The 24,640-nt window shown below is 58.6% G+C and carries 26 protein-coding genes and 1 riboswitch; of the genes, 14 read left to right on the top strand and 12 right to left on the bottom strand.

The window, feature by feature from the left end; translation table 11 throughout:
• Position 1 precedes the first annotated feature (1 nt).
• The 3 genes from MFP24_RS15275 to MFP24_RS15265 form a co-directional block, all read right to left on the bottom strand.
• A complete protein-coding gene (locus MFP24_RS15275; RefSeq protein WP_249230889.1) occupies positions 2-775 on the bottom strand; it encodes an ABC transporter ATP-binding protein in 774 nt (257 codons plus the stop codon).
• Positions 772-1,491 carry a GntR family transcriptional regulator gene (locus MFP24_RS15270; RefSeq protein WP_249230890.1) on the bottom strand — a complete coding sequence of 240 codons (720 nt, stop codon included), beginning with the start codon at positions 1,489-1,491 and terminating at the stop codon, positions 772-774. The genes MFP24_RS15275 and MFP24_RS15270 overlap by 4 nt, the downstream gene beginning before the upstream one ends.
• A 232-nt stretch (positions 1,492-1,723) precedes the next feature.
• Positions 1,724-2,629, bottom strand: a complete 906-nt coding sequence (locus MFP24_RS15265) for a gluconeogenesis factor YvcK family protein (RefSeq protein WP_249230891.1) — start codon at positions 2,627-2,629, stop codon at positions 1,724-1,726.
• 274 nt (positions 2,630-2,903) lie between these two features.
• Positions 2,904-3,051: riboswitch (molybdenum cofactor riboswitch) on the top strand.
• Here MFP24_RS15265 and moaA point away from each other — a divergent pair.
• The 6 genes from moaA to MFP24_RS15235 all read left to right on the top strand — a co-directional run bounded on the left by moaA (position 3,040) and on the right by MFP24_RS15235 (position 6,568).
• On the top strand, positions 3,040-4,029 hold the full coding sequence (moaA, locus tag MFP24_RS15260) for a GTP 3',8-cyclase MoaA (protein WP_249230892.1): 990 nt from the start codon (positions 3,040-3,042) through the stop codon (positions 4,027-4,029). (Overlaps the previous riboswitch by 12 nt.)
• A 34-nt stretch (positions 4,030-4,063) precedes the next feature.
• Positions 4,064-4,576, top strand: coding sequence for a molybdenum cofactor biosynthesis protein B (moaB, locus tag MFP24_RS15255; protein ID WP_249230893.1), 513 nt, complete (start codon positions 4,064-4,066; stop codon positions 4,574-4,576).
• Between the two features lie 7 nt (positions 4,577-4,583).
• The gene (gene moaC, locus MFP24_RS15250) at positions 4,584-5,063 is read left to right on the top strand and encodes a cyclic pyranopterin monophosphate synthase MoaC (RefSeq protein WP_249230894.1); all 480 of its coding nucleotides are present in this window, start codon (positions 4,584-4,586) and stop codon (positions 5,061-5,063) included.
• Positions 5,063-5,308 carry a molybdopterin synthase sulfur carrier subunit gene (gene moaD / locus MFP24_RS15245; RefSeq protein ID WP_249231149.1) on the top strand — a complete coding sequence of 82 codons (246 nt, stop codon included), beginning with the start codon at positions 5,063-5,065 and terminating at the stop codon, positions 5,306-5,308. Before moaC ends, moaD begins: the two co-directional genes overlap by 1 nt.
• A gap of 2 nt (positions 5,309-5,310) precedes the next feature.
• Positions 5,311-5,763 (top strand): molybdopterin synthase catalytic subunit MoaE, encoded by a 453-nt coding sequence (moaE, locus tag MFP24_RS15240; protein WP_249230895.1) that lies wholly within the window; start codon positions 5,311-5,313, stop codon positions 5,761-5,763.
• 94 nt (positions 5,764-5,857) lie between these two features.
• Positions 5,858-6,568, top strand: a complete 711-nt coding sequence (locus MFP24_RS15235; RefSeq protein WP_249230896.1) for a Bax inhibitor-1/YccA family protein — start codon at positions 5,858-5,860, stop codon at positions 6,566-6,568.
• A gap of 298 nt (positions 6,569-6,866) precedes the next feature.
• On the opposite strand, the gene MFP24_RS15230 is transcribed toward MFP24_RS15235, so the two are convergent.
• Genes MFP24_RS15230 through MFP24_RS15210 form a run of 5 tightly spaced genes read right to left on the bottom strand, consistent with a single transcriptional unit; the run spans position 6,867 to position 12,589 of the window.
• A complete protein-coding gene (locus tag MFP24_RS15230; RefSeq protein ID WP_249230897.1) occupies positions 6,867-7,973 on the bottom strand; it encodes an ABC transporter permease in 1,107 nt (368 codons plus the stop codon).
• Positions 7,974-7,982: 9 nt separating this feature from the next.
• Positions 7,983-9,128, bottom strand: a complete 1,146-nt coding sequence (locus MFP24_RS15225; RefSeq protein ID WP_249230898.1) for an ABC transporter permease — start codon at positions 9,126-9,128, stop codon at positions 7,983-7,985.
• Positions 9,121-10,863 carry an ATP-binding cassette domain-containing protein gene (locus MFP24_RS15220; RefSeq protein WP_249230899.1) on the bottom strand — a complete coding sequence of 581 codons (1,743 nt, stop codon included), beginning with the start codon at positions 10,861-10,863 and terminating at the stop codon, positions 9,121-9,123. Before MFP24_RS15220 ends, MFP24_RS15225 begins: the two co-directional genes overlap by 8 nt.
• Positions 10,856-11,884, bottom strand: coding sequence for a secretion protein HlyD (gene hlyD / locus MFP24_RS15215; protein WP_249230900.1), 1,029 nt, complete (start codon positions 11,882-11,884; stop codon positions 10,856-10,858). Before hlyD ends, MFP24_RS15220 begins: the two co-directional genes overlap by 8 nt.
• Positions 11,885-11,890: 6 nt before the next feature.
• Positions 11,891-12,589: a CerR family C-terminal domain-containing protein gene (locus MFP24_RS15210; RefSeq protein WP_249230901.1), complete on the bottom strand. Its 699-nt coding sequence runs from the start codon at positions 12,587-12,589 to the stop codon at positions 11,891-11,893.
• 321 nt (positions 12,590-12,910) lie between these two features.
• Between MFP24_RS15210 and rhlE the strand changes: the two genes are divergently transcribed.
• On the top strand, positions 12,911-14,278 hold the full coding sequence (rhlE, locus tag MFP24_RS15205; RefSeq protein WP_249230902.1) for an ATP-dependent RNA helicase RhlE: 1,368 nt from the start codon (positions 12,911-12,913) through the stop codon (positions 14,276-14,278).
• Positions 14,279-14,488: 210 nt separating this feature from the next.
• On the opposite strand, the gene MFP24_RS15200 is transcribed toward rhlE, so the two are convergent.
• A complete protein-coding gene (locus MFP24_RS15200) occupies positions 14,489-15,388 on the bottom strand; it encodes a DMT family transporter (protein WP_249230903.1) in 900 nt (299 codons plus the stop codon).
• 112 nt (positions 15,389-15,500) lie between these two features.
• On the opposite strand from MFP24_RS15200, the gene MFP24_RS15195 reads away from it, so the two are divergent.
• Complete coding sequence (locus MFP24_RS15195; RefSeq protein ID WP_249230904.1) at positions 15,501-16,376, top strand: helix-turn-helix domain-containing protein; 876 nt, start codon at positions 15,501-15,503, stop codon at positions 16,374-16,376.
• 15 nt (positions 16,377-16,391) lie between these two features.
• Here the strand turns inward: MFP24_RS15195 and MFP24_RS15190 are convergent, their stop codons facing one another.
• Positions 16,392-17,063 carry an epoxyqueuosine reductase QueH gene (locus MFP24_RS15190; RefSeq protein WP_249230905.1) on the bottom strand — a complete coding sequence of 224 codons (672 nt, stop codon included), beginning with the start codon at positions 17,061-17,063 and terminating at the stop codon, positions 16,392-16,394.
• 222 nt (positions 17,064-17,285) lie between these two features.
• Here MFP24_RS15190 and dusC point away from each other — a divergent pair, with 222 nt between their 5' ends.
• The 6 genes from dusC to MFP24_RS15160 all read left to right on the top strand — a co-directional run bounded on the left by dusC (position 17,286) and on the right by MFP24_RS15160 (position 22,777).
• Complete coding sequence (dusC, locus tag MFP24_RS15185) at positions 17,286-18,218, top strand: tRNA dihydrouridine(16) synthase DusC (protein ID WP_249230906.1); 933 nt, start codon at positions 17,286-17,288, stop codon at positions 18,216-18,218.
• Positions 18,219-18,311: 93 nt separating this feature from the next.
• The gene (gene mmuM / locus MFP24_RS15180; protein WP_249230907.1) at positions 18,312-19,250 is read left to right on the top strand and encodes a homocysteine S-methyltransferase; all 939 of its coding nucleotides are present in this window, start codon (positions 18,312-18,314) and stop codon (positions 19,248-19,250) included.
• A gap of 13 nt (positions 19,251-19,263) precedes the next feature.
• Positions 19,264-19,815, top strand: coding sequence for a hypothetical protein (locus MFP24_RS15175; RefSeq protein WP_407062008.1), 552 nt, complete (start codon positions 19,264-19,266; stop codon positions 19,813-19,815).
• A 166-nt stretch (positions 19,816-19,981) separates the two neighbouring features.
• Positions 19,982-20,521: a class IV adenylate cyclase gene (gene cyaB, locus MFP24_RS15170; protein ID WP_249230908.1), complete on the top strand. Its 540-nt coding sequence runs from the start codon at positions 19,982-19,984 to the stop codon at positions 20,519-20,521.
• A 369-nt stretch (positions 20,522-20,890) separates the two neighbouring features.
• Positions 20,891-22,300: a flavocytochrome c gene (locus MFP24_RS15165; protein ID WP_249230909.1), complete on the top strand. Its 1,410-nt coding sequence runs from the start codon at positions 20,891-20,893 to the stop codon at positions 22,298-22,300.
• A gap of 141 nt (positions 22,301-22,441) precedes the next feature.
• A complete protein-coding gene (locus MFP24_RS15160) occupies positions 22,442-22,777 on the top strand; it encodes an FMN-binding protein (protein ID WP_249230910.1) in 336 nt (111 codons plus the stop codon).
• A 74-nt stretch (positions 22,778-22,851) separates the two neighbouring features.
• Here the strand turns inward: MFP24_RS15160 and MFP24_RS15155 are convergent, their stop codons facing one another.
• Positions 22,852-23,763 (bottom strand): proline iminopeptidase-family hydrolase, encoded by a 912-nt coding sequence (locus MFP24_RS15155; protein WP_249231151.1) that lies wholly within the window; start codon positions 23,761-23,763, stop codon positions 22,852-22,854.
• 78 nt (positions 23,764-23,841) lie between these two features.
• Entirely contained in the window at positions 23,842-24,597 is a 756-nt protein-coding gene (locus MFP24_RS15150; protein ID WP_249230911.1) for a LuxR family transcriptional regulator, read from the bottom strand.
• Between the last annotated feature and the right edge of the window lie 43 nt (positions 24,598-24,640).

The raw sequence follows: 24,640 nt of genomic DNA, 5'->3' as shown, positions 1-24,640 counted from the left end.
ATCAAATCTCCAGACGCAGCAGGCGTATCTGCTCGCTGACCGCCCGGCTGGTGGGCAGACGAGGGCGCGGCAGCTCAATGGCTTGAATATGGTGGATATGCCCCGGATGAGGTTTGAATATCACCACCCGGTCGGCCAGCACCACCGCCTCTTCCACATCGTGGGTGACCAGCACGATCGACATCCCGGTCAGGCGCTGGATGCGCAGGATTTCGTTATGCATCACGCCGCGGGTTTGCGCATCGAGCTTGGAAAACGGCTCATCCATCAGCAGGATTTCCGGCTCGGCGACCAGGCTGCGCGCCAGCGCCACCCGGCTGCGCATTCCGCCGGAGAGCTGATGCGGCCAGTAGCGGGTAAAATCGGCCAGCCCGACCAGATGCAGCGCGTCCGCCACCCGCCGCCGCCGCTCGGCCTGGCTGAGGGGCAGATTCTCCAGACCGAAATTCACGTTCTGCTGTACGCTGCGCCACGGCAGCAGGCGATCTTCCTGAAACAGATAGCCGATGCGCTGCCAGTGGCGGAAGTGCGCGGCGTCGGCGCCCTGGATGGTCAGCGAGCCGCTGTCGGCGCTCAGCAGGCCGGACAAAATATTCAGCAGCGTGCTTTTACCGCAGCCGGAAGGGCCGAGCAGCGCCAGGATTTCGCCCGGATTAAGGGTTAAATCAACGTCGCGCAGCACCTGCAGCGCGCCGAACGCTTTGCTGATGCCGGTCGCCCGGATCAGCGGCGCGAGGGGCGTTGGCGCTGGCGTCTCCTGCAACAGCGCGCTCATTGTTGCAGCCTCCGTTCCAGAATGGGCAGCACGGCGCCGTCCCGGCTCAGGGTGGCGTAAACCTTTTCCAGCGTCATCGCCTGGAAGGTTTCGATATGGCGGCGGGCAATCAGCTCGACCCGCTTGCCGTCGCCTTGGCTGAACGCCTCGATCATGGCGTTGTGGTCGTGCTTGATTTCCGGCTTGGTCCCCTGCACGTTAAAACCCAGCGCCACCAGACGCGACATTTCATCCATCAGACTGGACAGCGTGCGGATCAGATGGTTGTTGCCGGAAGCCTGGGCGATGGTGAGATGAAAGCGCTTATTGGCGTTCATAAACACGTTGATCTGTTGCGACAGCGGCGCGCGGATCTCTTCCCGGCAGGCGGCCTCCAGACGGCGCAGTAAATCAATATCCACGCGGCCCACCGCCAGCCGGGCGGCCAGCGGTTCAAGCTGGGCGCGGATGGTGAAAATTTCTTCCACGTCCTGCACGGTGACCGGCGCGATCTGATATCCCTTGCGCGGGCGCGAGCGCAGCAGATTTTCATGGCACAGACGGGCCAGCGCCACGCGGCAACTGCTTTTGCCGATCTCATAACGTTCCATCAGCGCCTGTTCGGTGATCATGGCGCCGGGAAGCAGCCGGCAGCACAGCACATCGTGGCGAATGCGCAGCCAGGCGGTATCGCCCTGCGACAAAGCGGCATTTTTTTCTGCTGAAATCGTAGCCATCTGGAAATCCTTAATACGTGCTGTGAGCAGCTCACAGAGGGAAACTAGGATGCTTAACTGCAGGCAGTTTATGAAGCAGGCTAATAATTAGCCAATAAGAAATTTGGCTTTGGATATGAGGAAAAAACATCAACTGAGCTGCTTACGGCAGGGAAAACCAGGGATGGGATTTGCGAAGGAAACTGGTCGCCGGAGATAAACAGCGCTGGGGAATAGGGGCGACCGGGGGAAATCAGGCTAACGCGGCCAACGCTTTTTCAATGGCGGCGTAAAGTAATCGGCGGTCGTGGCGGTAGGGGATATCGGCGGCTTCCAGCGGCTGCTGAATCAGTATGCGGCCGGACGGCGCGGCGGCCGGGCCGGGGGGCAAGATAACCACGTCGATATGCCGCCCGCCGAGGTGTTTCTCCATCATCTCCAGCTTCTGCGGCAGCGTCATGCCGGCGGCGGACGGGCTGAGCTCGCGGCCGAGATTGTCGATATAGATAATGGGGGCGGCGGTGTCGCGCAGGGCGCGGCTGAGATCGTCGATCAGCAGCGGCGGCATCAGGCTGGTCAGAAAGCTGCCGGGACCAATCAGGATCAGGTTGGCGTCGGCAACGGCCTGCAGCGCTTCATCAGGGGCACAGACCGGGGGATAGAGCGTCAGATCCTGCGGCAACGCGGCGAGCTGGTCGATATCCACTTCGCCATATACCGGGTTGCCCTGTTCATCAATGGCCATCAAATCAACCGGCTGCTCGGACATGGGGATTAAAAAAGCGTCGACTTTCAGCAGATCGCGCAGCAGATTGATGGCCTCTAACGGGCGTACGCTCAGATGGTCGAGCGCTTTCAGCATCAGATTGCCCAGATTATGGCCCGCCAGCTCGCCGCTGCCGTTGAAACGGTACTCAAACATGGCGGAGGCGACGCTCGGGGTGGTAATCAGCTGATTCAGGCAGTTACGGGTGTCTCCCCAGGCGATCCCGCCCTCCGCGCGGCGTATTCTTCCCGTCGAGCCGCCGTTATCGGTGGTGGTGACGATGCCGGTCAGGCGCGAGCCGAGGGAGGAGAGTGAAGACATTACCCGACCCAGGCCGTGTCCGCCCCCCAGGGCGACGACCCGATCGACATCGGCCAACGTACGAATGCGCATAATAACCCTTATTGCTGAACTGAGGCGCCAATTGCCGCCGCTAAGGTAGCCGATTTCGCTATAAAAGGCGAAAAATCATCGTGCTGCTGTGACCTGAGGCAATGTTCGCCGCTGATTTTCCACTATGCTAAGCAGGATAAAGTATTGAAAATTCGTTATATATTAAATTATACATCGATTTTTTAAGTGACTATGCGCCGCCATTGGCGGTAAGCTTTTGATGAAATTCATGGTTCCGCGTTTGCCTTGTCTGACTCTGTTAGTCAAATAATAGACCGGAATCAAACTCCTAGCCCTGGCGCCTAAGTGATGCGTATGCGACGCATGATATGGCGCCCTGGCCGTGGCCGGAACGGTCACCAGGGTGCGAGGTAGAAATGCCTGCATCTCCCGTATTTGGAAAGGTGTTTATGGCGAGTCAACTGACCGATGCGTTTGCGCGCAAGTTTTACTATTTGCGCCTGTCTGTAACCGATGTCTGCAACTTTCGTTGCACTTACTGTTTGCCGAACGGCTATAAGCCCGATGGCGCCAACCCGCACCGTTTTCTTTCCCTCGACGAGATCCGCCGCGTCAGCCGCGCGTTCGCCGAATCAGGCACGGAAAAGGTCCGCATCACCGGCGGGGAACCCTCGCTGCGCCGCGATTTCGTCGACATTATCGCCGCCATCCGGGAAAACCCGGCGATCCGCACGCTGGCCGTCACCACCAACGGCTACCGCCTGGCCCGCGACGTGGCCCGCTGGCGCGAAGCCGGCCTGACGGCGCTGAACGTCAGCGTGGACAGCCTCGACGCCCGCCAGTTCCACGCCATTACCGGTCAGGATAAATTCCGTCAGGTGATGGACGGCATCGACGCGGCGTTCGCCTGCGGTTTCGCCAAAGTAAAGGTCAATACCGTGCTGATGCGCGACGTTAACGACGGCAGCCTGCAAACCTTTCTCGAGTGGATTAGAGCGCGTCCGATTCAACTGCGCTTTATTGAACTGATGGAAACCGGCGACGGCGGCGCGCTGTTTCGCCGCCACCATATTTCCGGCGAGGTTATCCGCCGGCGGTTGCTGCAACAGGGATGGCTCGAACGGGCGCGCGGGCGCAGCGACGGTCCGGCGCGGGTATTCCGCCACCCCGATTATCAGGGGGAGATCGGGCTGATTATGCCCTACGAGAAAGATTTCTGCCTGAGCTGCAACCGCCTGCGCGTTTCCGCCACCGGCAATCTGCATCTTTGCCTGTTCGGCGATGAGGGCATTCCGCTGCGCGATCTGCTGGCCGACGACCAGCAGATCGAGGCGCTGAAACTGCGTATTTCCGGCGGCCTGGCGACCAAGAAACAGAGCCATTTTCTGCATCAGGGCAACAGCGGCATCACGCAGAATCTGTCGTTTATCGGCGGCTGACGCCGCCGTTCAACCTATCCGTAAGGAGCTTGCCATGAGTAAGGTCAGTAGCGAATTTATTCCTCTCAATATCGCGGTGCTTACCGTATCCGAGCGGCGCACCCCGGCCGACGATACGTCGGGCGATTATCTGCGCGAAGCGGCGCAGTCCGCCGGGCACCAGATCGTCGCCGGCAGGATCGTCAGAGAAAATCTTTACCAGATCAGGGCGCAGGTATCCGCCTGGATCGCCAGCGACGAGATTCAGGCGATTCTAATAAACGGCGGAACGGGGTTTACCGCCGGCGACCTGGTGCCGGAGGCGATCGGCGTGCTGTTCGACCGGGAAATCGAAGGCTTCGGCGAGCTGTTCCGTATGCTGTCGTATGAAGATATCGGCACCGCCACGATCCAGTCGCGGGCGGTCGCCGGGCTGGCGAATCAGACGGTGATTTTCGCCATGCCGGGCTCGACCCGCGCCTGTCATACCGCCTGGGAGCGCATTATCCAGGAGCAGTTGGATGCGCGCCAGAAGCCCTGTAATTTCCATCCCCATCTGAAAAAGTAACCTGTCTATGTCACAACTGACCCATATCAATGCCGCCGGCGAGGCGATGATGGTGGACGTTTCCGCCAAGGCCGACACCGTGCGCGAAGCGCGGGCGGAAGCCTTTGTCGAAATGGCGCCGCACACGCTGGCGATGATTATCGATGGCCGCCACCATAAAGGCGACGTGTTCGCCACGGCGCGTATCGCCGGTATTCAGGCGGCGAAACGCACCTGGGAGCTGATCCCGCTTTGCCATCCGCTGCTGCTGAGTAAAGTGGCGGTTGAACTGGAGGCTCAGCCGCAATACAACCGGGTGCGCATCGAAACGCTGTGTCGCCTCGCCGGCAAGACCGGCGTGGAGATGGAAGCGCTTACCGCCGCGTCGGTGGCGGCGCTGACCATTTACGATATGTGCAAGGCGGTGCAGAAAGATATGACCATCGGCCCGGTGCGCCTGCTGGCGAAAAGCGGCGGCAAGTCGGGCGACTTCAGGGCGGAGGCATGATGATTAAGGTACTGTTTTTCGCCCAGGTGCGCGAACTGACCGACACCGATAGCCTGACTCTGGCGGCGGAGTACGCCACGGTGGACGATCTGCGCCGGGCGCTGAGCGCCAGGGGCGACCGCTGGGCGCTGGCGCTGGAGTCCGGCAGGCTGCTGGCGGCGGTCAACCAGTCGCTGGCGGAGCCGCAACATCCGCTGCGGGACGGCGATGAAGTGGCCTTTTTCCCGCCGGTAACGGGGGGATAATCATGACCGAGACGCGAATTCGCGTAGGCGAGGCCCCTTTCAACGTCGGCGATGAATATCAGTGGCTGGCGCAGTGCGATGAAGACGGCGCGGTGGTGACCTTTACCGGCAAGGTGCGTAATCATAATCTGGCGCGCGACGTCAGCGCGCTGACCCTGGAGCACTACCCCGGCATGACCGAAAAGGCGCTGGCGGAGATTGTCGGCCAGGCGCGCGAGCGCTGGGCGTTGCCGCGCGTCAGCGTTATCCATCGGGTCGGGGCGCTCTATCCCGGCGACGAAATTGTGTTTGTCGGCGTCAGCGCCGCCCACCGCGGCGCGGCCTTTGATGCCGCGCAGTTTATTATGGACTATCTGAAAACCCGCGCGCCGTTCTGGAAACGCGAAGCCACGCCGGACGGCGAGCGCTGGGTGGAATCCCGCGACAGCGACGAACAGGCGGCCCGGCGCTGGTAGCGGTTTCGGCCGAATGAACGGTTATGTGTTAAGATAGAGGCAGGTGAGGCGTAACGCCTCTTAGGTATAAATGACTTAATACAAAGGTAGCGTCATGGATAGGTATCCTCGTTCGGGTGATTCGATTGTTGAACGCGCGCAGACAGGCCTTCAGGCTTATATGGCGCAGGTCTATGGCTGGATGACCTGCGGGCTGCTGCTGACGGCGTTTGTGTCGTGGTACGCAGCCAATACGCCGGCGGTACTCAATTTTATTTTCTCCAGCCAGATTGTCTTCTTCGGCCTGATCATCGTCCAACTGGGGCTGGTATTCGTGATTTCCGGCATGGTGCAGCGCCTGAGCGGCGGGGTGGCCACCGGCCTGTTTATGCTCTACTCGGCGCTGACCGGGCTGACCATTTCCAGCATTTTCATCTTGTACTCCGGCGAGTCCATCGCCAGCACCTTTGTGATCACCGCCGGGATGTTCGGCGCCATGAGCCTGTACGGCTATACCACCAAGCGTGATTTAACCGGCCTGGGCAGCATGCTGTTTATGGCGCTGATCGGCATTATCCTGGCGTCGCTGGTGAATATCTGGCTGAAAAGCGAAGCGCTGATGTGGGCGGTGACCTATATCGGGGTGGTGGTGTTCGTCGGCCTGACGGCGTATGACACCCAGAAACTGAAACGCCTGGGCGAACAGCTGTCGGTCGACGACAAGGATAACTTCCGCAAATACTCGATCGTCGGCGCGCTGACGCTGTATCTGGACTTTATCAACCTGTTCCTGATGCTGCTGCGGATTTTCGGCAACCGCCGCTGAGTTTTACTTTTCCCTCATTTCCCGGATGCCGCTCGGCGTCCGGGGATGCCATCCCCAATCAGTCTCCAACGCCTTTACTCTCTGCGCAGGCAATACTGTAGCAGCGCCTCTCTGATGCTTTGCCTGGTACTCAGAAAAAACAGCCCAAAAACCACGCCGTTCTCAGCGTCTATACGATAACGCGCTTTACCTGACTCCGCAGACCATCAAGAAGAATACACCAACGGCTGAGCGGTTGTCCAAATATGGACCAAATATGGATAACCGCGATTGGCGGCGGATAAAACCCCCATTGTCTTCAGGCGATATTGCGCCGAAATATCCAGTAAGCCACCGATCCTGTGGTGGCGGTAATCACAAATAGCGGCCACAGGCTGCCCCAGATAATGGCGAAGTCGGCGTCCTTGAGGTAGATCTGTTTGGTAATGTCGGTGAAGTGGCGGATCGGGTTAATCCAGGTTATCTGCTGTAGCCACTGCGGCATATTTTCCACCGGCGAGATATAGCCGGACAGCAGGATCGCCGGCATCAGAAAGACGAATACGCCGATAAATGCCTGCTGTTGCGTGGAGCAGAGCGATGAAATCAGCAGCCCGAACCCCACCAGCGACAGGCCGTAAATCAGGATGGCGGCATAAAACAGCAGCAGCGAGCCGGCGAAGGGGATCTGATAGGCGAATATCCCCGCCAGCAGCACCACGGTGGCCTGAAAGGTGGCCACGATCAACGCCGGAACCGCCTTGCCGACAAAAATCTGCCAGGTCGACAGCGGCGATACCAGCAGTTGCTCCAGCGTCCCCTGTTCGCGCTCGCGGGCGACCGACAGCGCCGTGACAATCAGCACGCCGATGGTGGCGATCAGCGCAATCAGCGACGGGACGATAAACCATTTGTAATTCAGATTCGGGTTATACCAGTGGCGGATCACCAGTTCGCTGTTGTTGATTTTGGGCTGACCGTCCAGCAGTTCCAACTGGTAATCGCGGACGATTTTCTGCACGTAGTTGGCGGCGATCTGGGCGCTGTTGGAGCTGCGCCCGTCCAGTATCACCTGCAGCGAGGCGCCGTCGCCGCTGACAATCCGGCGCGAGAACTGGGGCGGAAAGCGGATCGCCAACAGCGCCCGCCGATCGTCCAGCGTCGGTGCGATTTCCTGGGCGCCGTGCAGCAACAGGACGTTGGAAAAGGCCTGCGCCTTGGCGAAACGCTGCGTCAGCTCTACGGAGGCGTGGCCGTTATCCTCATTGTAAATGGCGATGGTGGCGTTGGTGACGTCCAGCGTGGCGGCGAAAGGAAACAGGCAAACCTGAATGATCACCGGCAGAATCAAAATAGAGCGCGTTTGCGGTTCGCGCAGCAGCGACTGGAGTTCTTTGATAATCAATGTCCACAGACGATGAAACATGGCGGCTCCCTAATCCAGCCTGCGCCGGGTTTTCCACGCCGTCAGGCCGATAAAGAAAATGGCCGACGCAATAAGAAACAACAGGTTAATCAGTAAGACGCTGCCGATATTGCCCGCCAGAAACAGCGTTTGCAGCGTACTGACGAAATAGCGCGCCGGAATAATGTAAGACACGGCGCGCACCGCCGCGGGCATACTGTCGATTTCGAAAACAAAGCCGGACAGCATCACCGCCGGGAGAAACGCCGCGTTCAACGCCACCATCGCCGCATTAAACTGATTGCGCGTCAGCGTGGAGATCAGCAATCCCATGCCCAGCGTGCTGATCAGAAACAGGCTGCCGATGCCGAACAGCAGCAACAGCGATCCCCGGTACGGCACGCGCATAATAAAAACGGCGACCAGAACGCACAGCGCCATCACCAACATGCCCAGGAAGTAGTAGGGGATCAGTTTGGACAGCAGCAGTTCGCGGCGGGTGACCTGGGTGGAGAGCAGCGCTTCCATGGTGCCGCGCTCCCATTCGCGGGCGATGACCAGCGAGGTGAGGATGGCGCCGATGACCGTCAGAATAATGGCGATGGCGCCGGGAATAATAAAGTGCTGGCTGACGGCGGCCTGATTGAACCAGTAGCGCATTTGCACCTCGATCGGCTGGTTGAATTCCTGCCCCCGGTCGGCGGCGCGCTGCTGCTGCCAGATAAGCCACACGCCTTCGGCATAGCCCTGGACGAAATTGGCGGTGTTGGGTTCGCTGCCGTCGGTAATCACCTGTATGGGGGCCAGCGCCAGCGGATGCGCCATCTGTTCGGCAAAATTATTCGGGATCACGATCAGCCCGCGAATCGCGCCCGCCTGCATCAGTTGAATCAGATGCTGCCGGTTATCGCTGATGGTCGGGGCAATAAACGGCGACGCGGCGAAGGTGTCGGCCAGGTCGCGCGCATCCTCGCTCTGCTGCTCTATCAGGATGCCGACGCGCAGGCGGCTGGAGTCGAGATTGACGCCGTAGCCGAAGATAAACAGCAGCAGCAGCGGGATCACGAAGGCGATCAGCCCGCTGCTGGGGTCGCGCAGGATCTGCCGCGTCTCCTTCAGGCACAGCGCCCGCAGGCGCCGCCAGGAAAAATTGATGTCGCCGTTCCGGCTAGCCATTATTCGCCTCGCGATCGTAGTCTTGTATCAGCGCGATAAACGCCTGTTCCATGGTCGGGGAGGGCGTTTCTTTATCCGCGGCCTGCTGTTTTAACTCATCCGGCGTGCCGCTGGCGATCAGCTTACCGTGGTAAACCAGCCCGATTCGGTCGCAATATTCCGCTTCGTCCATAAAGTGGGTGGTGACCATCACGGTTACGCCGCGGTTGACCATGCCGTTGATATGCATCCAGAACTCTCGGCGGGTAAGGGGATCGACGCCGGAGGTCGGCTCATCCAGAAACAGAATGTCCGGCTCATGCATCAGGGCGCAGGCCAGCGCCAGACGCTGTTTAAACCCCAGCGGCAGGGCGTCCGGCGTCTGGCGGTAAATCGGCTGGAAGTTGAACGCCTGGGTCATGGCGGCCATTTTTTCCTGCTGCGCCTGCCCGGTCAGACCGTACACGCCGGAAAAGAAACGCAGGTTTTGTTCCACCGTCAGGTTGCCGTACAGGGAAAACTTCTGCGCCATATAGCCCAAATGCTGGCGTGCTTTGCCCGAGCTGGTTTTCAGATCCATATTCAGCACCAGCGCTTTGCCTCCGCTCGGCACCAGCAGGCCGCACATCATCTTGAAGGTGGTGGATTTGCCGGCGCCGTTAGGCCCCAGCAGGCCGAAAATCTCGCCGCGCCGCACCTTGAAACTGACATGGTCGGTGGCGGCGAAGTCGCCGAATTTCTTCGTCAGCTCCTGCGCTTCGATCACCGTTTCCTCGCCGTTGATTTCTATCTGCGGCATGATTTTCGCCAGCGCGGATTCACTGGCCGGGCCGCCGCCCAGCAGGTCGATAAAGGCATCCTCAAAGCGCGGGGCGGTGTCGTTCAGGCTCTCCGGCGGCAGCTCAAGCGCCGAGAGCAGCGCGGCCCGATCCGCATCCGGCTTGAGGATCAGCCGCACGTACTGGCCCTGAATCACTCCGTCGCTGACCTGCGGCTGGCGCAGGGCGCGCTGCAGCAGCTTGCGGTGGCTGCCGGAGTGGGCGGCGAGCAGCACGCAGCGTCCGGCCATCTTTTCGGTCAGCCGGCGCGGTTCGCCGCGGTAGAGCCGCTCCCCTTCGTTGAGCAGCAGCACGTCCCGGCATTGCTCGGCTTCGTCCAGATAGGAGGTGCTCCACACAATCAGCATGCCGCTGTCGGCCAGCTCATGCACCATCCGCCACAGCTCGCGGCGGGAAATGGGATCGACGCCGACCCCCGGCTCATCGAGCAGCAGCACCTTGGGCTGGCCCAGCAGGGTGCAGGCCAGACCGAGCTTTTGCTTCATTCCCCCGGAAAGCTTGCCGGCCAGCCGCCCGGTAAAGCGGGTGAGGTCGGTAAACGACAACAGCCGCGCAAAGGTTTCCCGGCGCAACGTACCGGTGATGCCGCGCAGATCGGCATACAGGTTCAGGTTCTCCATCACGGTCAGGTCTTCATACAGCCCGAATTTCTGCGGCATATAGCCCAGGATGGCGTGCAGTTGGCGATCCTGTTTGATGGGATCGAGACCGGCGACCTGAACGCCGCCGCCGCTGGGCGTCAGCAACCCCGCCAGCATGCGCAGCAGGGTGGTTTTGCCGGCGCCGTCCGGCCCGACCAATCCGGTGACGGCGCCGCCGCGGATTTGCTCGGTAAGGCTGGCGAGCGCGGGCTTATCCTGGTCGGGGAAGCGTTTTTCCAGCGCCTGTATATCGATTAGCGCGGCGCTCTCATTCATGGCGGGACGCATCCTGAGGCGCATTATCCCGCTGCGGATCCCGGGCGAAACGCAGCGTCACCGGCATGCCCTGACGCAGCCGATCGTCGGCGTCCTTCACCACGATACGCAGGCGGTAGACCAGATCGGTGCGCAGATCTTCCGTTTCTACGTTTTTGGGGGTGAATTCGGCGCTGGGAGAAACAAAGCCGATTTGGCCGTGATAGGGTTTATCCGGCCGGCTGTCGGTATAGATCAGCATTTCGCCGCCCGGCACGGCGCGGCCCAAATCCTGTTCGGCGACATAGGCCCGAATCCATACCGGATCGGTCAATGACAGGGTAAAGACCGTCGTGCCGGCGCTAAGCATACTGCCCGCTTCCGCCGCCCGGGTGAGAATGACGCCGGCCGACGGGGAGTACAGCCGGGTATCCGCCATATCCAGCTCCGCCTGATCCTGCGCCGCCTCGGCCTGGGCCAACGCGGCCTGCGCCGCGGCGATTTCCTGGGGCCGATTACCGCTTTCGTACTGGCGCAGTTTATCTTTTGCCGCCTGTAGCGTGGCCTGCGCCTGATTGCGCGCGGCTCTGGCGTCTTCCAGCGTATCGGCGGAAATAGAGCGTTTGGCCCACAGTCCCTGCTGGCGCTGGTAGAAGCTATTGGCGTATTCATAGGCGGACTGATACTGCACCGCCTGGGCGCGCACCTGGGCGATCTCTTCGCTGCGATAGCCTTCCTGCAATAATCCCAGCTGCGCCCGCGCGCTGGCGGCGTTGGCCTGCGCCTGATGCAGCGCATTCTGATAAGGCGCGTTGTCCAGCGTGGCCAGCGCCTGGCCGGGCGCGATACTGTCGCCCTCATCCACGTTCAGCGCAGTCAGACGCCCGCCGACGCGAAAGGCGAGATTGACGGTGCGAATATCGACGTTGCCGTACAGCGTCAGCGGTTTATTCTGCTGCTGCTGATAGCGGACCACGCCATACGCCGCCAGGGCGATCAGCACGACAATAGCCAGGGCGATAGCCAGTTTTTTCTTGTTCATTACGCATTATTCCTTTATCCGCCGGGTCTGATTGTCCCGTAGCCCGTTAAGAAGAATGTCGAGGTGCTCCGTCAGCACCTGCTGAATCAGCGCGGTTTCCTCCCGGCCGATATCCTGCCAGCCGGCCCGCAGGCGGATGGTTTCCCGGGCGACGCGAAAAGAGAGCACTTCCCCAATCAGCGCCTGGGTATGCACCACGGTTTTGGCGTCCTGCGCGTCCATCCCGGTGTAGAGGGCGATCAGATGAGTAACGGAGCGGTGGAGCGGTTCGATAACCTGCCGGTGGATAACCGGATAGGCGTCGGTGGGGGAGAGTTGCTCCCGGGAGATAATCCGGCTGAGATTGAGGGTTTCGGAGCTGGTCATCAAACGACTGAAATTCAGCATACAGCGCCGCAGGTAATCCAGCGCCTGTTCCGCCGTTTGCCGCTGCGCGGGAAGCCGCATAAACGCATCGATCTCCGCGGCCAGCGGCCGGTAGAACTGGCGGATATAGTCCGCTATCCAGCCGGCGACCGCCAGATAGAGCCCTTCCTTCGACTGAAAATGATAGGCGATGGAGGCCATATTCTGTCCCGACCGGCTGGCGATATCGCGGGTAGTGGCGGCCTGTAAACCATATTCGCCGAATACCTCTAGAGCGGAGTCGATAAGCTGCTGGCGCGTCTGATCGCCGCGGCCGGCAGAGGCTGATTTATCACTCATGATGTAGCGCTGTAGGTCTTAAATTAATCATATGATTAAATTTAGGCCGTTTTGGGTGATTTTTTGTGATGTGAATCACAAAATGGCGCAAGAGGGTTAAAACCTGCCGGGTGATTTTTTACTGATAAAAATCCCTTAACCGCCGCAACCTCTGCTATAATCGCCGGCAGTTACGCACCGTAGTTTGTGCCCGTTCATCGTGGTTGTAGCTTACGTCGTTATTGTTGAGTTGATGATGGCCCGGCAAACCCGTCTTATTATCCCTCTGAAAACTACACCGGCTGTTATCCGGTCAGGGCGGATCTGGAGTTGTTCTCTATTATGTCATTTGATTCTCTCGGCCTGAGCGCCGATATCCTGCGTGCTGTTGAAGAACAGGGCTATCGTGAACCGACGCCGGTACAGCGCCAGGCGATCCCCGTGGTGCTGGCCGGCCGCGACCTGATGGCCAGCGCGCAAACCGGTACCGGTAAAACCGCCGGCTTTACCTTGCCTTTGCTGCAACTGCTGAGCAACAGCGCGCCGCAGGCGAAAGGCCGCCGCCCGGTACGGGCGCTGATCCTGACCCCCACCCGCGAGCTGGCGGCGCAGATTGATGAAAACGTGCAGGCGTACAGCAAATACCTGCGCCTGCGTTCGCTGGTGGTGTTTGGCGGCGTCAGCATCAATCCGCAGATGATGAAACTGCGCGGCGGCGTGGATATTCTGGTCGCCACGCCGGGGCGTTTGCTCGATCTGGAACATCAGAATGCGGTCGATCTGTCGCAGATTGAAATTCTGGTACTGGATGAAGCGGACCGTATGCTCGATATGGGCTTTATTCACGATATTCGCCGCGTATTGGCGAAACTGCCGGCCAAGCGTCAGAACCTGCTGTTCTCCGCCACTTTCTCGGATGAAATTAGAACGCTGGCGAATAAGCTGTTGACCAACCCCGCGTCGGTTGAAGTGGTGCGCCGCAATGCGCCGTCGGAGCTGGTCACCCAGCATGTGCATTTTGTCGACAAGCGCCGCAAGCGGGAATTGCTGTCCCAGCTGATCGGTGAAAATAACTGGCAGCAGGTGCTGGTATTTACCCGCACCAAACACGGGGCCAACCATCTGGCGGAGCTGCTGGAGAAAGACGGCATCACCGCCGCCGCCATCCACGGCAACAAAAGCCAGGGCGCGCGTACCCGGGCGTTGGCCAACTTCAAGGACGGCGGCATTCGCGTGCTGGTGGCGACGGATATCGCCGCCCGCGGTCTGGATATCGATCAACTGCCGCACGTGGTGAACTATGAACTGCCCAACGTGCCGGAAGATTACGTCCATCGTATCGGCCGCACCGGCCGCGCGGAGTCCACCGGGGAGGCGCTGTCGCTGGTCTGCGTCGACGAACACAAGCTGCTGCGCGACATTGAGCGTTTGCTCAAGCGCGAGATCCCGCGCATTGCCGTGCCGGGCTATGAGCCGGATCCGTCGATCAAGGCCGAGCCGATTATCAACGGTCGCCAGGGCGGTCGCGGCGGTGCGCCGCGCGGTCAGGCCGGCGCGCCTCGCGGTCAATCCGAACGCCAGCGCGCCGACGGCCCCCGTCAGCCGCGCAGGTCCGGCGGCAACGGCGCCGGCCAGTGGGCAGGCAACGGCGAAGGACAACAGCGCCGCGCGCCGCGTCCGCAAAATCGCGGCAAACCGGCGGCGAAATAAGCCTTATCAGTCTCAGGGAGCCTTGTGGCTCCCTGAGGTTGCTGACAACCCCTTCACCTCCACCGTCATCCTCGCGAAAGCGGGGATCTGCTTTCAGCTAATGCGTTGATATCAGAAAGATTCCTGCCTACGCAGGAATGACGGATTTGGATTTGCTATTATCGATGCTACTTTGTCAATTCTCTCAGGGAGCCTTTTGGCTCCCTGTCTTTATTTGGCCTGTGCGGTTTGCACTGCGCCGCCGCGCGGTCGGTAAAACATCACCGCGTTACCCGCCAGAATCATCACCAATCCCAGCACGGCGTTGGTTTGCCAATGGTAATCTTCGAACAGCGTCGAGACCGACAGCGCAACCAGCGGAAACAGCAGCGTGGCGTAGGCGGCCTGGCTGGCGCCGATACGTCCCACCAGACTGAAATAGGCGCTGAAGCCGATCACCGATCCGAATAGCGCCAGATAGCCCAGCGACGCCAGATAGCCCGGCGACGCGTCCAGCGTAAAGTCGTAGCCCTGAAACAGGCTGAACAGCCCCATCCACAGCGCGCCATAGCCCATCCCCCAGCCGTTGGTGGTCATCACGTCGCGCCCCTGGCGCTGATGCTGAAAACTGATCATATTGCCCAGCGAAAAACAGTAGGTGCCGATCAGGCTTAGCCCGACGCCCCACAGCAGATGCGGCTGGGCTTCCATATGCATCAGATCGTGCCAGAACAGCGCCACGATGCCGGCGAGGCCCAGCGGCGCGGCGAGCATCACATTGCGCGTCAGGCGCTGGCCGAAAAACAGCCGGCCGTTAATGGCGTTGAACAGTACCGCCATGGAAAAAATAACCGATTCCAATCCGCTCGAAATCCAGGCGATGGCGTGGTAAAAACAGATAAAGTTGATGCCGAATACGCAGAACCCCTGCACCATGCACAGCAGATGGGCTTTATGCGTCAGCGGGCGGAGGCGGCGGGAGAGCGCCAGAAAGCCCAGTAAAATCGCCGCCGAAATCAGGAACCGCCAGAATATGGAGACTTCGGCAGCCACGCTGCCCTGCTGCATGCTGATGGCGATCCAGGTGGTGCCCCAGATCAGCACCACGGAAAGATAGAGAAAAACGTTCATAAGCGGACTCCGGCGGTTATCATGTCTGCCAGTATGCGGTTTTCCCCGGCAGCAGGCTTTCAGCGGATTGCGCTCGATAGCATAATCTTGCGGTTTATTAACGGGAGGGCGGATGAGCCGCTATAAAGTGTTCGATACGCTGCAACAGCATAAAACGGAGCTGCGGGATACCGTTGAGCTCGGTTCCGGCGTGCGTCTGGCGTCCTGGTTTAACCGCCACGATCGGGTCACCGTGGAAAACAGCGATCATCACACCCTCAGTCTGTACGTCGCCGACGGCTACGAGAGTTACCATAAAACGCCGGATGGCTGGCATAACGGCGGCGGGCCCGATCGCTTCTGTCTGATGCCGAAACAGAGCGTCTCCGTCTGGGATATTCGCGGCGACCTCTCTTTCGCGCACCTCTACTGCGACGACGGCCATTTCCGCCAACTGGCGGAGCAAACCTGGGACCGCAGTCCGGCGTCGATTCGCACCGAGGAGCGCATTTTCGGGGAGGATACGCAGATCTCCTTGCTGTATCGCCAGTTTCTGCTCAATAACGACTGGTCCGTACCGGCTAATCAGCTGGTGCTGAGCAGCGCGGCGACCCTGCTGATGATCCACGTTCTCCGGCGATATACCCAGCTGCGCTGGGCGCTGCCGGAGGTGCGGGGCGGGCTGGCGCCCGCGGTGCTGCGCCGAGTAAAAGAGTGGATTGAAATCCGCATCGGCGCGCCGCTGACCTTGTCTGAACTGGCGGCGGAGGCCGGATTGAGCGAATTTCACTTTGCGCGCATGTTTCGCCAGAGCGAAGGCATGGCGCCGCACCAGTACGTGCTGCAACGGCGGCTGGCGAAAGCGGATGAGATGCTGCGTTGCGGCACGCTGTCGATCACCGACATCGCCCTGGCCTGCGGTTTCAGCTCCGCCAGCCACCTTAGCCATCGTTTTAAACGCGCGTTCGGCATCACGCCCTCCGCGCTGCGCCGCAGCCTGGCGCGCTGAGGGCGGACGGCAAGCTTACTCCGGGTCGTCGCCGTAATATAATTTCCCAATGCGGATAATGTCGCGGCCCTGAGATTTTCGATGCTTATTGGAATCGCGCAGCGAATAGATACAGCCGCAGTACTCCTGCTGATAAAAACGCTCGCGCTTGCTGATCTCTATCATCCGCGCGGAGCCGCCGCCTTTGCGCCAGTTGTAATCCCAATAGGTCACGCCGGGATATTTTTTAGCCGCGTTGTTTCCGCAGTCATTAATCTGCTGCATGTTTTTCCAGCGCGAAATGCCCAGCGAGCTGGAGATAACGCTGAAGCCGTTTTCGGCCGCATACAGCGCCGTCCGTTCAAAGCGCATATCAAAACACATGGTGCAGCGAATACCGCGTTCCGGCTCCCACTCCATGCCTTTGGCCCGTTCAAACCAGTTATCGATATCGTAATCGGCGTCAATAAACGGCACGTTGTGCTGTTCGGCGAAGCGAATATTCTCCTCTTTACGGATCAGGTATTCGCGTTGCGGATGAATATTCGGGTTATAGAAGAAAATGGTGTACTCGATGCCGGAGGCGGTAATGGCTTCCATCACTTCGCCCGAACAGGGGGCGCAGCAGGAGTGCAACAGCAGTTTGTCTGCGCCGTCCGGTAGTGAGAGCAGCGGACGTTGAAAGTCCGCGGTTTTGACATTCGACATGGCAATAATTTCGTTGTGGTCCGCCGGGAACCTGGATGTAACATATAGGAAACGAATTATTGATGATAAGACACGCCGTGACAACATTTATAGCCACATCGGATGCGAAACCGATACTTTCGCGGCTGGCGATGACCGGCGGCGCGCCATCATCTTTCCCGTTGCGCTATCCTTGCCATGAACAGTACCATGGCGTGCTTTTTTTGCTGACCGAGTAGCGTTATGCGTGTTTTGCTTGCCCCGATGGAAGGGGTTCTCGATTCGTTGGTGCGGGAATTGCTGACCGAAGTCAACGATTATGATCTGTGCATCACCGAGTTTTTGCGGGTGGTGGATCAACGCCTGCCGGTCAAGTCCTTCTATCGTTTATGCCCGGAACTACATTATGCCAGCCGCACGCAGTCCGGTACGCCGGTGCGCGTGCAACTGCTGGGGCAATATCCGCAATGGCTGGCGGAGAACGCGGCGCGCGCCGTCGAACTGGGGTCGTATGGCGTCGATCTGAACTGCGGCTGCCCGTCCAAACTGGTCAACGGCAGCGGCGGCGGCGCCACGCTGTTAAAGGATCCCGAACTGATTTACCAGGGGGCGAAAGCCATGCGCGACGCGGTGCCGGCGCATTTGCCGGTGACGGTGAAAGTGCGCCTGGGGTGGGATTCCGGCGATCGGCAGTTTGAAATCGCCGATGCGGTGCAGCAGGCCGGGGCGACGGAGCTGGCGGTGCACGGCCGCACCAAGGAGCAGGGGTATAAAGCCGAATATATCAACTGGGCGGCGATTGGCGAAATCCGCCGGCGGCTGCGCATCCCGGTGATCGCCAACGGTGAAATCTGGGACTGGCAGAGCGCGCAGGCGTGTCTGGCCGCCACCGGCTGCGATGCCGTTATGATTGGCCGCGGGGCGCTTAACGTGCCGAATCTGAGCCGGGTGATAAAATATAACCAGCCGCGGATGGCGTGGGACGATGTGGTGAAACTGCTGCAAAAATACGTGCGGCTGGAAAAACAGGGCGACACCGGGATGTATCACGTCGCCCGCATCAAGCAGTGGCTGGGTTATCTGCGTAAAGAGTATTCCGAGGCCGCGGCGCTGTTTGGCGAAATCCGGGCGTTGAACACCTCCGCAGATATCGCCCGGGCGATCTGCGCAAGATAAGTCCCGTCGGCTTCTTCTTCTTTAATCTGTATGATGGCGCTTATTATGTCACGCAGCTGATTCAGATGCGTAAATTTGCAAAGGGAGTCTATGATGTTGCGGAATAATCCTGTGGCTGAAATGCTGGCGACGGCGCCGGCGATTGTACTGGACGGCGCGCTGGCCACGGAGCTGGAAGCGCGCGGCTGCGATTTGAACGATCCGCTCTGGTCGGCAAAGGTGCTGGTTGAAAATCCGGCGCTGATTTATCAGGTTCATCTCGACTATTTTCAGGCCGGCGCCCAATGCGCCATCACCGCCAGCTATCAGGCGACGCCGCTGCGCTTTAAGTCGCGGGGATTCAGTGAACGGCAGTCGCAGGCGCTGATTGAAAAAAGCGTGCAGCTTGCCGTTCAGGCGCGTGACGACTTCCGTAAAACCCATCCTCAGGTCGGGAAACTGCTGATTGCCGGATCGATAGGGCCCTATGGCGCCTATCTGGCGGATGGCTCGGAGTATCGCGGCGATTACTCGCTGCCCCAGAGTGAAATGATGGATTTTCACCGCGTGCGGATGGCCACGCTGCTTGACGCCGGCGTGGATATCCTTGCCTGTGAAACGCTGCCGTCGTTCCCTGAAATCAAGGCGTTGGCGGAATTGCTGGCGGAGTTCCCGCAGGCGTCGGCATGGTTCTCCTTTACCCTGCGCGACAGCGCGCACCTGAGCGACGGCACCCCCTTGCGCGAGGTGCTGACGCTGTTGAATGCGTATCCGCAGGTGGTGGCCGTCGGCATCAACTGTATCGCGCTGAATAAGGTGACCGAGGCGTTGGCGCAGCTGTCGGCGGAAACTTCGCTGCCGCTGGTGGTGTATCCGAACTCGGGCGAGCACTATGATGCGGTCGCCAAAACCTGGAGCGATAGCGACGGCCATAGCTGTTCTTTGGCGGAGTATTTACCGCAGTGGCGGGCCGCGGGGGCAAAACTGATCGGCGGCTGTTGCCGGACCACGCCGGCGGATATCGCCGCGATCGCCCGATGCTGTCAACTTTAAGGGAAGGAGAATGATGATGGATATCGACGCCGATGCCCGTCGGCAATATGAACAGGCCGGCGCGCGCGTTGCGCCGGCGCAACCGGTGACCTTGCTGAGAATTGGCGAGCAGCAAACGACCGCGGTGTGCGGAACGGGAGCGCGGCCGACGTCGCTGCTTCATCTGGCGATAGGTTACGCAAAAACGGCGCATGCCTTTTTTAAACATCTTCCCCCCACGCCGGATGAAATGGAACTGGCGATAATGACCGTTGAAGATGAGGTGATAGGCATTCGGCACGACCTTCCCGCCGCCTCGGCGCTGTTTTCCAGCGATGCGGCATTGTCCGAAATTGCGCAAATTTCAGGCATAAAAGAACAAGCCGGGGGCTGGCTATTGCCGTTGGACGATCTGGAACGAACCTTTAAACGTCTGGAGCGGGTGATGCTCGGGGCGCCCGCCGCCTGGGAAGGCATTCCGCTGGATAATTCATTTGCCGCCAGATTACTTATTTTGCGTGAATTTATGCATCATCACGGCTTTGAGGCCATACATATCCTGGCGCCGTGCCCTTCCGCGGGCTAAACTGGCGGAGCCTTTTGATGTTACCTGTATGATCCGTATATGGACGGCTGAACGTGCATTTTGCGAGCGTCCGGCTTAATGTGCCGACATCTTGGGATGAAGTACGTTGATATGTCGGGCCGAGCGTTCCATAGTGCTTACGGGCAGTCCCGTAAGGAGAAAGAACATGCTTGAACATTTCACAGGGAAATATGAAGTTGAACTGAAATTTCGCATCCAGGATATCGTTATTTTCCGCGATACGCTCTTTAGCCATCACCCTGAAGCCTTTGTCTTCGAAAATAATGAGCACGATATTTATTACGACGATGCGCAAAACGGCCTGCAACAACAAAATATCAGTATGTTACTGCGGCGTATGGCCCCATCGGGGATTAAGCTGTGGATCGTCAAAGGACCCGGCGCCCAGCGCTGTGAGGCCGTCAACGTCGAATCGTTCGAAAAGACGGACAGCATGTTGCACACGCTGGGATATCACCCGATCCATGAGGTCTATAAGACTCGTAGCGTCTATTTTCTGGGTATTTTTCACATCACGCTGGATTATATCGAGGCGCTCGGCCATTTTGTTGAAATATCCGTGATGACGGATGATGAAACGGAGCTGAATACGCTGCGGGAACAGTGTCTTGAATGTGCCATTCGCCTGGGGCTGTCAATGGATAATATAGAAAACCATTCTTATCGGCAATTATTGGGTTTTTAGCTGCAAGTCGTAATAATTTTATTAATTATGTCTTTTTTGTGTTATTTGGCTGTTAAATTAAAAATCTATTTTCGCTATTCATACTACCGTTCAATTGCCGGCCTTGTCTTTCTGTCCGCTAAAAAGGATGCCTAACGGAAATTAGGCGTCCTTTCTTATATCCCGCTGATGATTTTTCCTGTTTATATAATTCAGGAATTTATAAATATATGATCAAGTTAAAATTTTTGCCTGCTAATCGGAGTAGGATTTAAATTGATGCGTTTTTGCACAGGGTTACGGGCGATGGTTTTTCCGTACAGGATGATAAGCATCGGTCTGGTAATCGGAATTCTTTATTGGAAATAACAAAATATAGGTTCATTTATGATGAAGAGACAAGTCCTATTATTGAGTGCGTTGGCATTAGCCTTTTCCGCGGCCGTTCACAGCGAAACGACGGATTTAGTCATTATCGGCGCGGGCGGGGCTGGAATGTCGGCGGCCATCGAAGCGCATAATCAGGGTGCAAAAGTTATATTGCTGGAGAAAATGCCTTTTGCCGGCGGAAATACCGCCCGGGCGGAAGCCGGATTAAACGCCGCCGGCACGGATCTGCAAAAAGCCAGAGGCATTGAGGATAGCCCCGCAGCTTTCTATGAAGACACCATGAAAGGGGGTCGCAATATCAATAACCCTGAAGTGGTTAAAACGCTCACCGAACATGCCAGGGATTCGGTTGTTTTCCTGAAAGAGAACGGCGCCGACCTGGCGGATCTGACCCGTACCGGCGGCTCTCGCGTCGACCGGACCCATCGTCCCGCCGGCGGCGAGCCAGCGGGAAGTTTTATTGCCGTGGCGCTGATTAAAAAAGTCAAAGCGCTGGACATCGATCTGCGCACCAGCACCTCCGCGACCGATATTGTCAAAAATGACAAGGGTGAAGTCACCGGCGTAAAAGCCAAAGGGAAAGATGGCAAGGAATTCACCATCGACGCCAAAAAAGTGTTAATCACCTCGGGCGGCTTTGGCGCCAACTTCGATATGATCAAACAATACGATCCCAAGCTGGTGGGGTTTAAAACCACCAATGCGCCTGGTTCTCAGGGCGACGGCATCAAGATGGCGACCAAGCTGAACGCCAAACTGGTGGATATGGAATATATCCAGATCCATCCTTCCACCGTTCCCGGCAAAGGCATCCTGATTACCGAAGCGGTGCGCGGCGACGGCGCGATTCTGGTGAATGAAAGCGGCAAGCGGTTTATCAATGAACTGCTCACCCGTGATGTGGTATCGCAGAGTATCCTGAAACAGCCGGGCGCGCATGCCTACCTGATTTTTAATGACGCGCTGGTCAAGCAAAATCAGGCTACCCAATCCTACTTCAAGCAAAAACTGGTCGCCGAAGGGAATACGCCTGCGGAACTGGCCAAAGCGATTAACGTTGATGGCAAACAGCTGGCGCAGACCGTCAGTACCTATAGCGGCTACGTTAAAGATGGCAAAGACGCCGAATTTAATCGCGATAGCCTGAAGCTGTCGCTCGACAGCGGTAAATATTACGCCATTGAGGTCACGCCGGGCATTCACCATACCATGGGCGGGATTGCGATCAACAACAGGGCCCAGGTGCTGGATGTCAACGGCAAGGTGATCCCCAACCTGTTCGCCGCGGGGGAAGCCGCCGGCGGGGTGCATGGCGCCAACCGTCTGGGCGGCAACTCGCTGGCGGATATTGTCACTTACGGCCGCATCGGCGCCGATCAGGCGGTGAAAGAGATTAAGGAAGGTAAATAATCGGGGAATTTGATCCCAAAAACCGAACTGCCTTATTGTCCGCGATGGTCGAGTGGTTAATATAGGCTTTACCAACAGGGAGCACTGCTTACTGTTAGTTTTCGATGAGCGTTTTGTGTGCAACTAACTTATGGGAAAGCTATGAAAAAATTAATTCCGGCCATGCTGGCCACGTTGGCTCTTTCGTTCTCTTTTGCCGCCGCCGCCGAGTATAAAGACGGCACCTATACGGGTAAAGCGCCGGGAAAAGAGGGGGAAGTCGAAGTTTCCGTGATTGTTGAAGGAGGGAAAATCACCAACGCCGAGGTGGTCAGCCATGAAGACACCGAAGCGCTGATGATGGGCGTTATTGATAACGTGATACCTGAGCTGATTGAAACACAGGATCCTGACAAGGTGGATGCGGTAACGGGGGCCACAGGGTCCAGCGAGGGGGTTATTAACGCCGTGAAGCAGGCTCTGGAGCAAGCAAAATAATATGTTCTCCTTACCAGTCCGTGATGGCGTACTATTGCGGACTGGTCTGTTACATACAGTCATTGCCGGGGAGGTTATTGCCCGCCGCCGGCGGACAGTTTTCTGTCCAGAAAATGGCGTACCGCCGCCATGCAGGCCGCGCGCTCCTCGACGTGCGGCATATGGCTGGAGTGTTCAAAGATAATCCACTCGGCATCGCGAATATATTCTGCGAACGGTTCGACGACTTCCGGCGCCGCTTCGTCATAGCGTCCGGAGATCAGCAGCGTGGGGACGTTGATTGCGGACAACCGATCGATGATGCTCCAGTTTTTCATACTGCCGATGACATGGAACTCCGTCGGGCCGTTCATCGCGTGGTAGACGGTCGGGTCGGCGTCCATGGCGTCGAAGGTGCGTTTGACCTCGTCCGGCCAGGGATCGAGGCGGCAGACGTGGCGTTGGTAAAACGCCTGGGTGGCGGTTCGGTAGGCGGCGCTGTTCAGCGTACCGGCCTGTTCATGTTGTCGCAGCGCGTTTTGAATGTCGTCAGGCAATGCGCTGCGCAGTCTGGCGGCTGCCGACAGCCACAGCGCCATCGATGCCGGCGAGTTGGCGATAATCAGCGCCTTCAGCCCGGCAGGCCGCGTCACCGCGTGCTCCGCCCCTAGCATTCCCCCCCAGGACTGTCCCAGCAGCGCATAGTTTCGCTCGATGCCAAGGTGCCGCAACAGATTATCCAGTTCGTCCAGAAACAGGGCGGGTTGCCAGAAATCGGCGGGTTTATCCGCCAGATGCGTTGAGCGGCCATTGCCCAACTGGTCGTAGTGGATTACGGCCCGGCCGCTTTCCGCGATATCACGAAACGCATCGACATAATCATGGGTGCAGCCCGGCCCGCCGTGGGCAATGACCAGCGGTGTTAATCCATTATGACGATCGCCGCAGATTCGATACCAGGTGTGATACTCAAGATAAGGCGCATAGCCTTCTTCGATGTCGTACATGATGTTTACCCTGTTGGTCATGGATGATTTCAGGGTAAACGGCGGCGAGCGGGGAAACAGCTAGTAAAAAAGATAGGTTTAGCTGTCCAGCAACCGGTAGTGCAGGGCGCGAACCACCGCCTGTACGCGATTGCTGGCCCCCAGCTTTCTGGCGGCGGAATTGAGGTGCAGCGAGACGGTGGCGATAGAGCGGTTAAGCTTACGGGCAATCTCTTTGGCCGTCAGCCCTTCCGCCGCCCATGCCAGACATTCTCGCTCGCGTTTGCTCAGGCGGATATGCTGACAGGTCAGGACAGGATCGTCGAATAACGGGTAAATCTGTTCCTGAAAGGTATGCGCCAGCAGGCTTAGCTCCGCCAGCACCTGGTCGATCTCCTGTTCGTGCCCGGCGCCGCTGTGGATGCCGGTGACGGTGACAAACCCGCCGCGCGGCAGGTGCAGCGGAACCGTGGCGCCGCAGGGCATATTGTTATCGCGCATGTAGTGCGTGACCGGATAATGCCGCTCATCGATGACATTTCTCAATGACGTGCTATTGGGGCATTGATAAGACCAGACAAAAGGCGCACAGCTTTCCAGCGCATAAATTTGCACCGGGTCTACCTGATAATACCCGCTCTCGCACCACAGCAGCTGCATATCTTCAGGCACATTGCGCATTTGCAGCACCGATGGCGTGATCAACTCTCCCTCCACCGAGCGCGGTACGGGGGTGTAGTCATAAATCAGCGCGTCAAAGCCGAGCCGGGACGTTTGTCCGAACAACCGTTCGAACGCCGCATCCAGCGTCGCTTGTTGCGGGCGTGCGCCGTTTTCTTTCACTACCCGTTTCATCTTCGCCTCCGCCAGCCAGGGATCCCTCCGTTCGGGCACGGAT

Origin of the sequence: Brenneria tiliae, assembly GCF_023347575.1 — a bacterium.
Lineage (GTDB): Bacteria > Pseudomonadota > Gammaproteobacteria > Enterobacterales > Enterobacteriaceae > Brenneria > Brenneria corticis.
This window is presented reverse-complemented; position numbering and strand designations above follow the sequence as displayed.

What these genes read in the sequence shown, in the direction of transcription:
- MFP24_RS15275 (WP_249230889.1), bottom strand. Translation starts at nt 775, where the DNA reads ATGAGCGCGCTGTTGCAGGAGACGCCAGCGCCAACGCCCCTCGCGCCG.
- MFP24_RS15270 (WP_249230890.1), bottom strand. Translation starts at nt 1,491, where the DNA reads ATGGCTACGATTTCAGCAGAAAAAAATGCCGCTTTGTCGCAGGGCGAT.
- MFP24_RS15265 (WP_249230891.1), bottom strand. Translation starts at nt 2,629, where the DNA reads ATGCGCATTCGTACGTTGGCCGATGTCGATCGGGTCGTCGCCCTGGGG.
- moaA (WP_249230892.1), top strand. Translation starts at nt 3,040, where the DNA reads ATGGCGAGTCAACTGACCGATGCGTTTGCGCGCAAGTTTTACTATTTG.
- moaB (WP_249230893.1), top strand. Translation starts at nt 4,064, where the DNA reads ATGAGTAAGGTCAGTAGCGAATTTATTCCTCTCAATATCGCGGTGCTT.
- moaC (WP_249230894.1), top strand. Translation starts at nt 4,584, where the DNA reads ATGTCACAACTGACCCATATCAATGCCGCCGGCGAGGCGATGATGGTG.
- moaD (WP_249231149.1), top strand. Translation starts at nt 5,063, where the DNA reads ATGATTAAGGTACTGTTTTTCGCCCAGGTGCGCGAACTGACCGACACC.
- moaE (WP_249230895.1), top strand. Translation starts at nt 5,311, where the DNA reads ATGACCGAGACGCGAATTCGCGTAGGCGAGGCCCCTTTCAACGTCGGC.
- MFP24_RS15235 (WP_249230896.1), top strand. Translation starts at nt 5,858, where the DNA reads ATGGATAGGTATCCTCGTTCGGGTGATTCGATTGTTGAACGCGCGCAG.
- MFP24_RS15230 (WP_249230897.1), bottom strand. Translation starts at nt 7,973, where the DNA reads ATGTTTCATCGTCTGTGGACATTGATTATCAAAGAACTCCAGTCGCTG.
- MFP24_RS15225 (WP_249230898.1), bottom strand. Translation starts at nt 9,128, where the DNA reads ATGGCTAGCCGGAACGGCGACATCAATTTTTCCTGGCGGCGCCTGCGG.
- MFP24_RS15220 (WP_249230899.1), bottom strand. Translation starts at nt 10,863, where the DNA reads ATGAATGAGAGCGCCGCGCTAATCGATATACAGGCGCTGGAAAAACGC.
- hlyD (WP_249230900.1), bottom strand. Translation starts at nt 11,884, where the DNA reads ATGAACAAGAAAAAACTGGCTATCGCCCTGGCTATTGTCGTGCTGATC.
- MFP24_RS15210 (WP_249230901.1), bottom strand. Translation starts at nt 12,589, where the DNA reads ATGAGTGATAAATCAGCCTCTGCCGGCCGCGGCGATCAGACGCGCCAG.
- rhlE (WP_249230902.1), top strand. Translation starts at nt 12,911, where the DNA reads ATGTCATTTGATTCTCTCGGCCTGAGCGCCGATATCCTGCGTGCTGTT.
- MFP24_RS15200 (WP_249230903.1), bottom strand. Translation starts at nt 15,388, where the DNA reads ATGAACGTTTTTCTCTATCTTTCCGTGGTGCTGATCTGGGGCACCACC.
- MFP24_RS15195 (WP_249230904.1), top strand. Translation starts at nt 15,501, where the DNA reads ATGAGCCGCTATAAAGTGTTCGATACGCTGCAACAGCATAAAACGGAG.
- MFP24_RS15190 (WP_249230905.1), bottom strand. Translation starts at nt 17,063, where the DNA reads ATGTCGAATGTCAAAACCGCGGACTTTCAACGTCCGCTGCTCTCACTA.
- dusC (WP_249230906.1), top strand. Translation starts at nt 17,286, where the DNA reads ATGCGTGTTTTGCTTGCCCCGATGGAAGGGGTTCTCGATTCGTTGGTG.
- mmuM (WP_249230907.1), top strand. Translation starts at nt 18,312, where the DNA reads ATGTTGCGGAATAATCCTGTGGCTGAAATGCTGGCGACGGCGCCGGCG.
- MFP24_RS15175 (WP_407062008.1), top strand. Translation starts at nt 19,264, where the DNA reads ATGATGGATATCGACGCCGATGCCCGTCGGCAATATGAACAGGCCGGC.
- cyaB (WP_249230908.1), top strand. Translation starts at nt 19,982, where the DNA reads ATGCTTGAACATTTCACAGGGAAATATGAAGTTGAACTGAAATTTCGC.
- MFP24_RS15165 (WP_249230909.1), top strand. Translation starts at nt 20,891, where the DNA reads ATGAAGAGACAAGTCCTATTATTGAGTGCGTTGGCATTAGCCTTTTCC.
- MFP24_RS15160 (WP_249230910.1), top strand. Translation starts at nt 22,442, where the DNA reads ATGAAAAAATTAATTCCGGCCATGCTGGCCACGTTGGCTCTTTCGTTC.
- MFP24_RS15155 (WP_249231151.1), bottom strand. Translation starts at nt 23,763, where the DNA reads ATGTACGACATCGAAGAAGGCTATGCGCCTTATCTTGAGTATCACACC.
- MFP24_RS15150 (WP_249230911.1), bottom strand. Translation starts at nt 24,597, where the DNA reads ATGAAACGGGTAGTGAAAGAAAACGGCGCACGCCCGCAACAAGCGACG.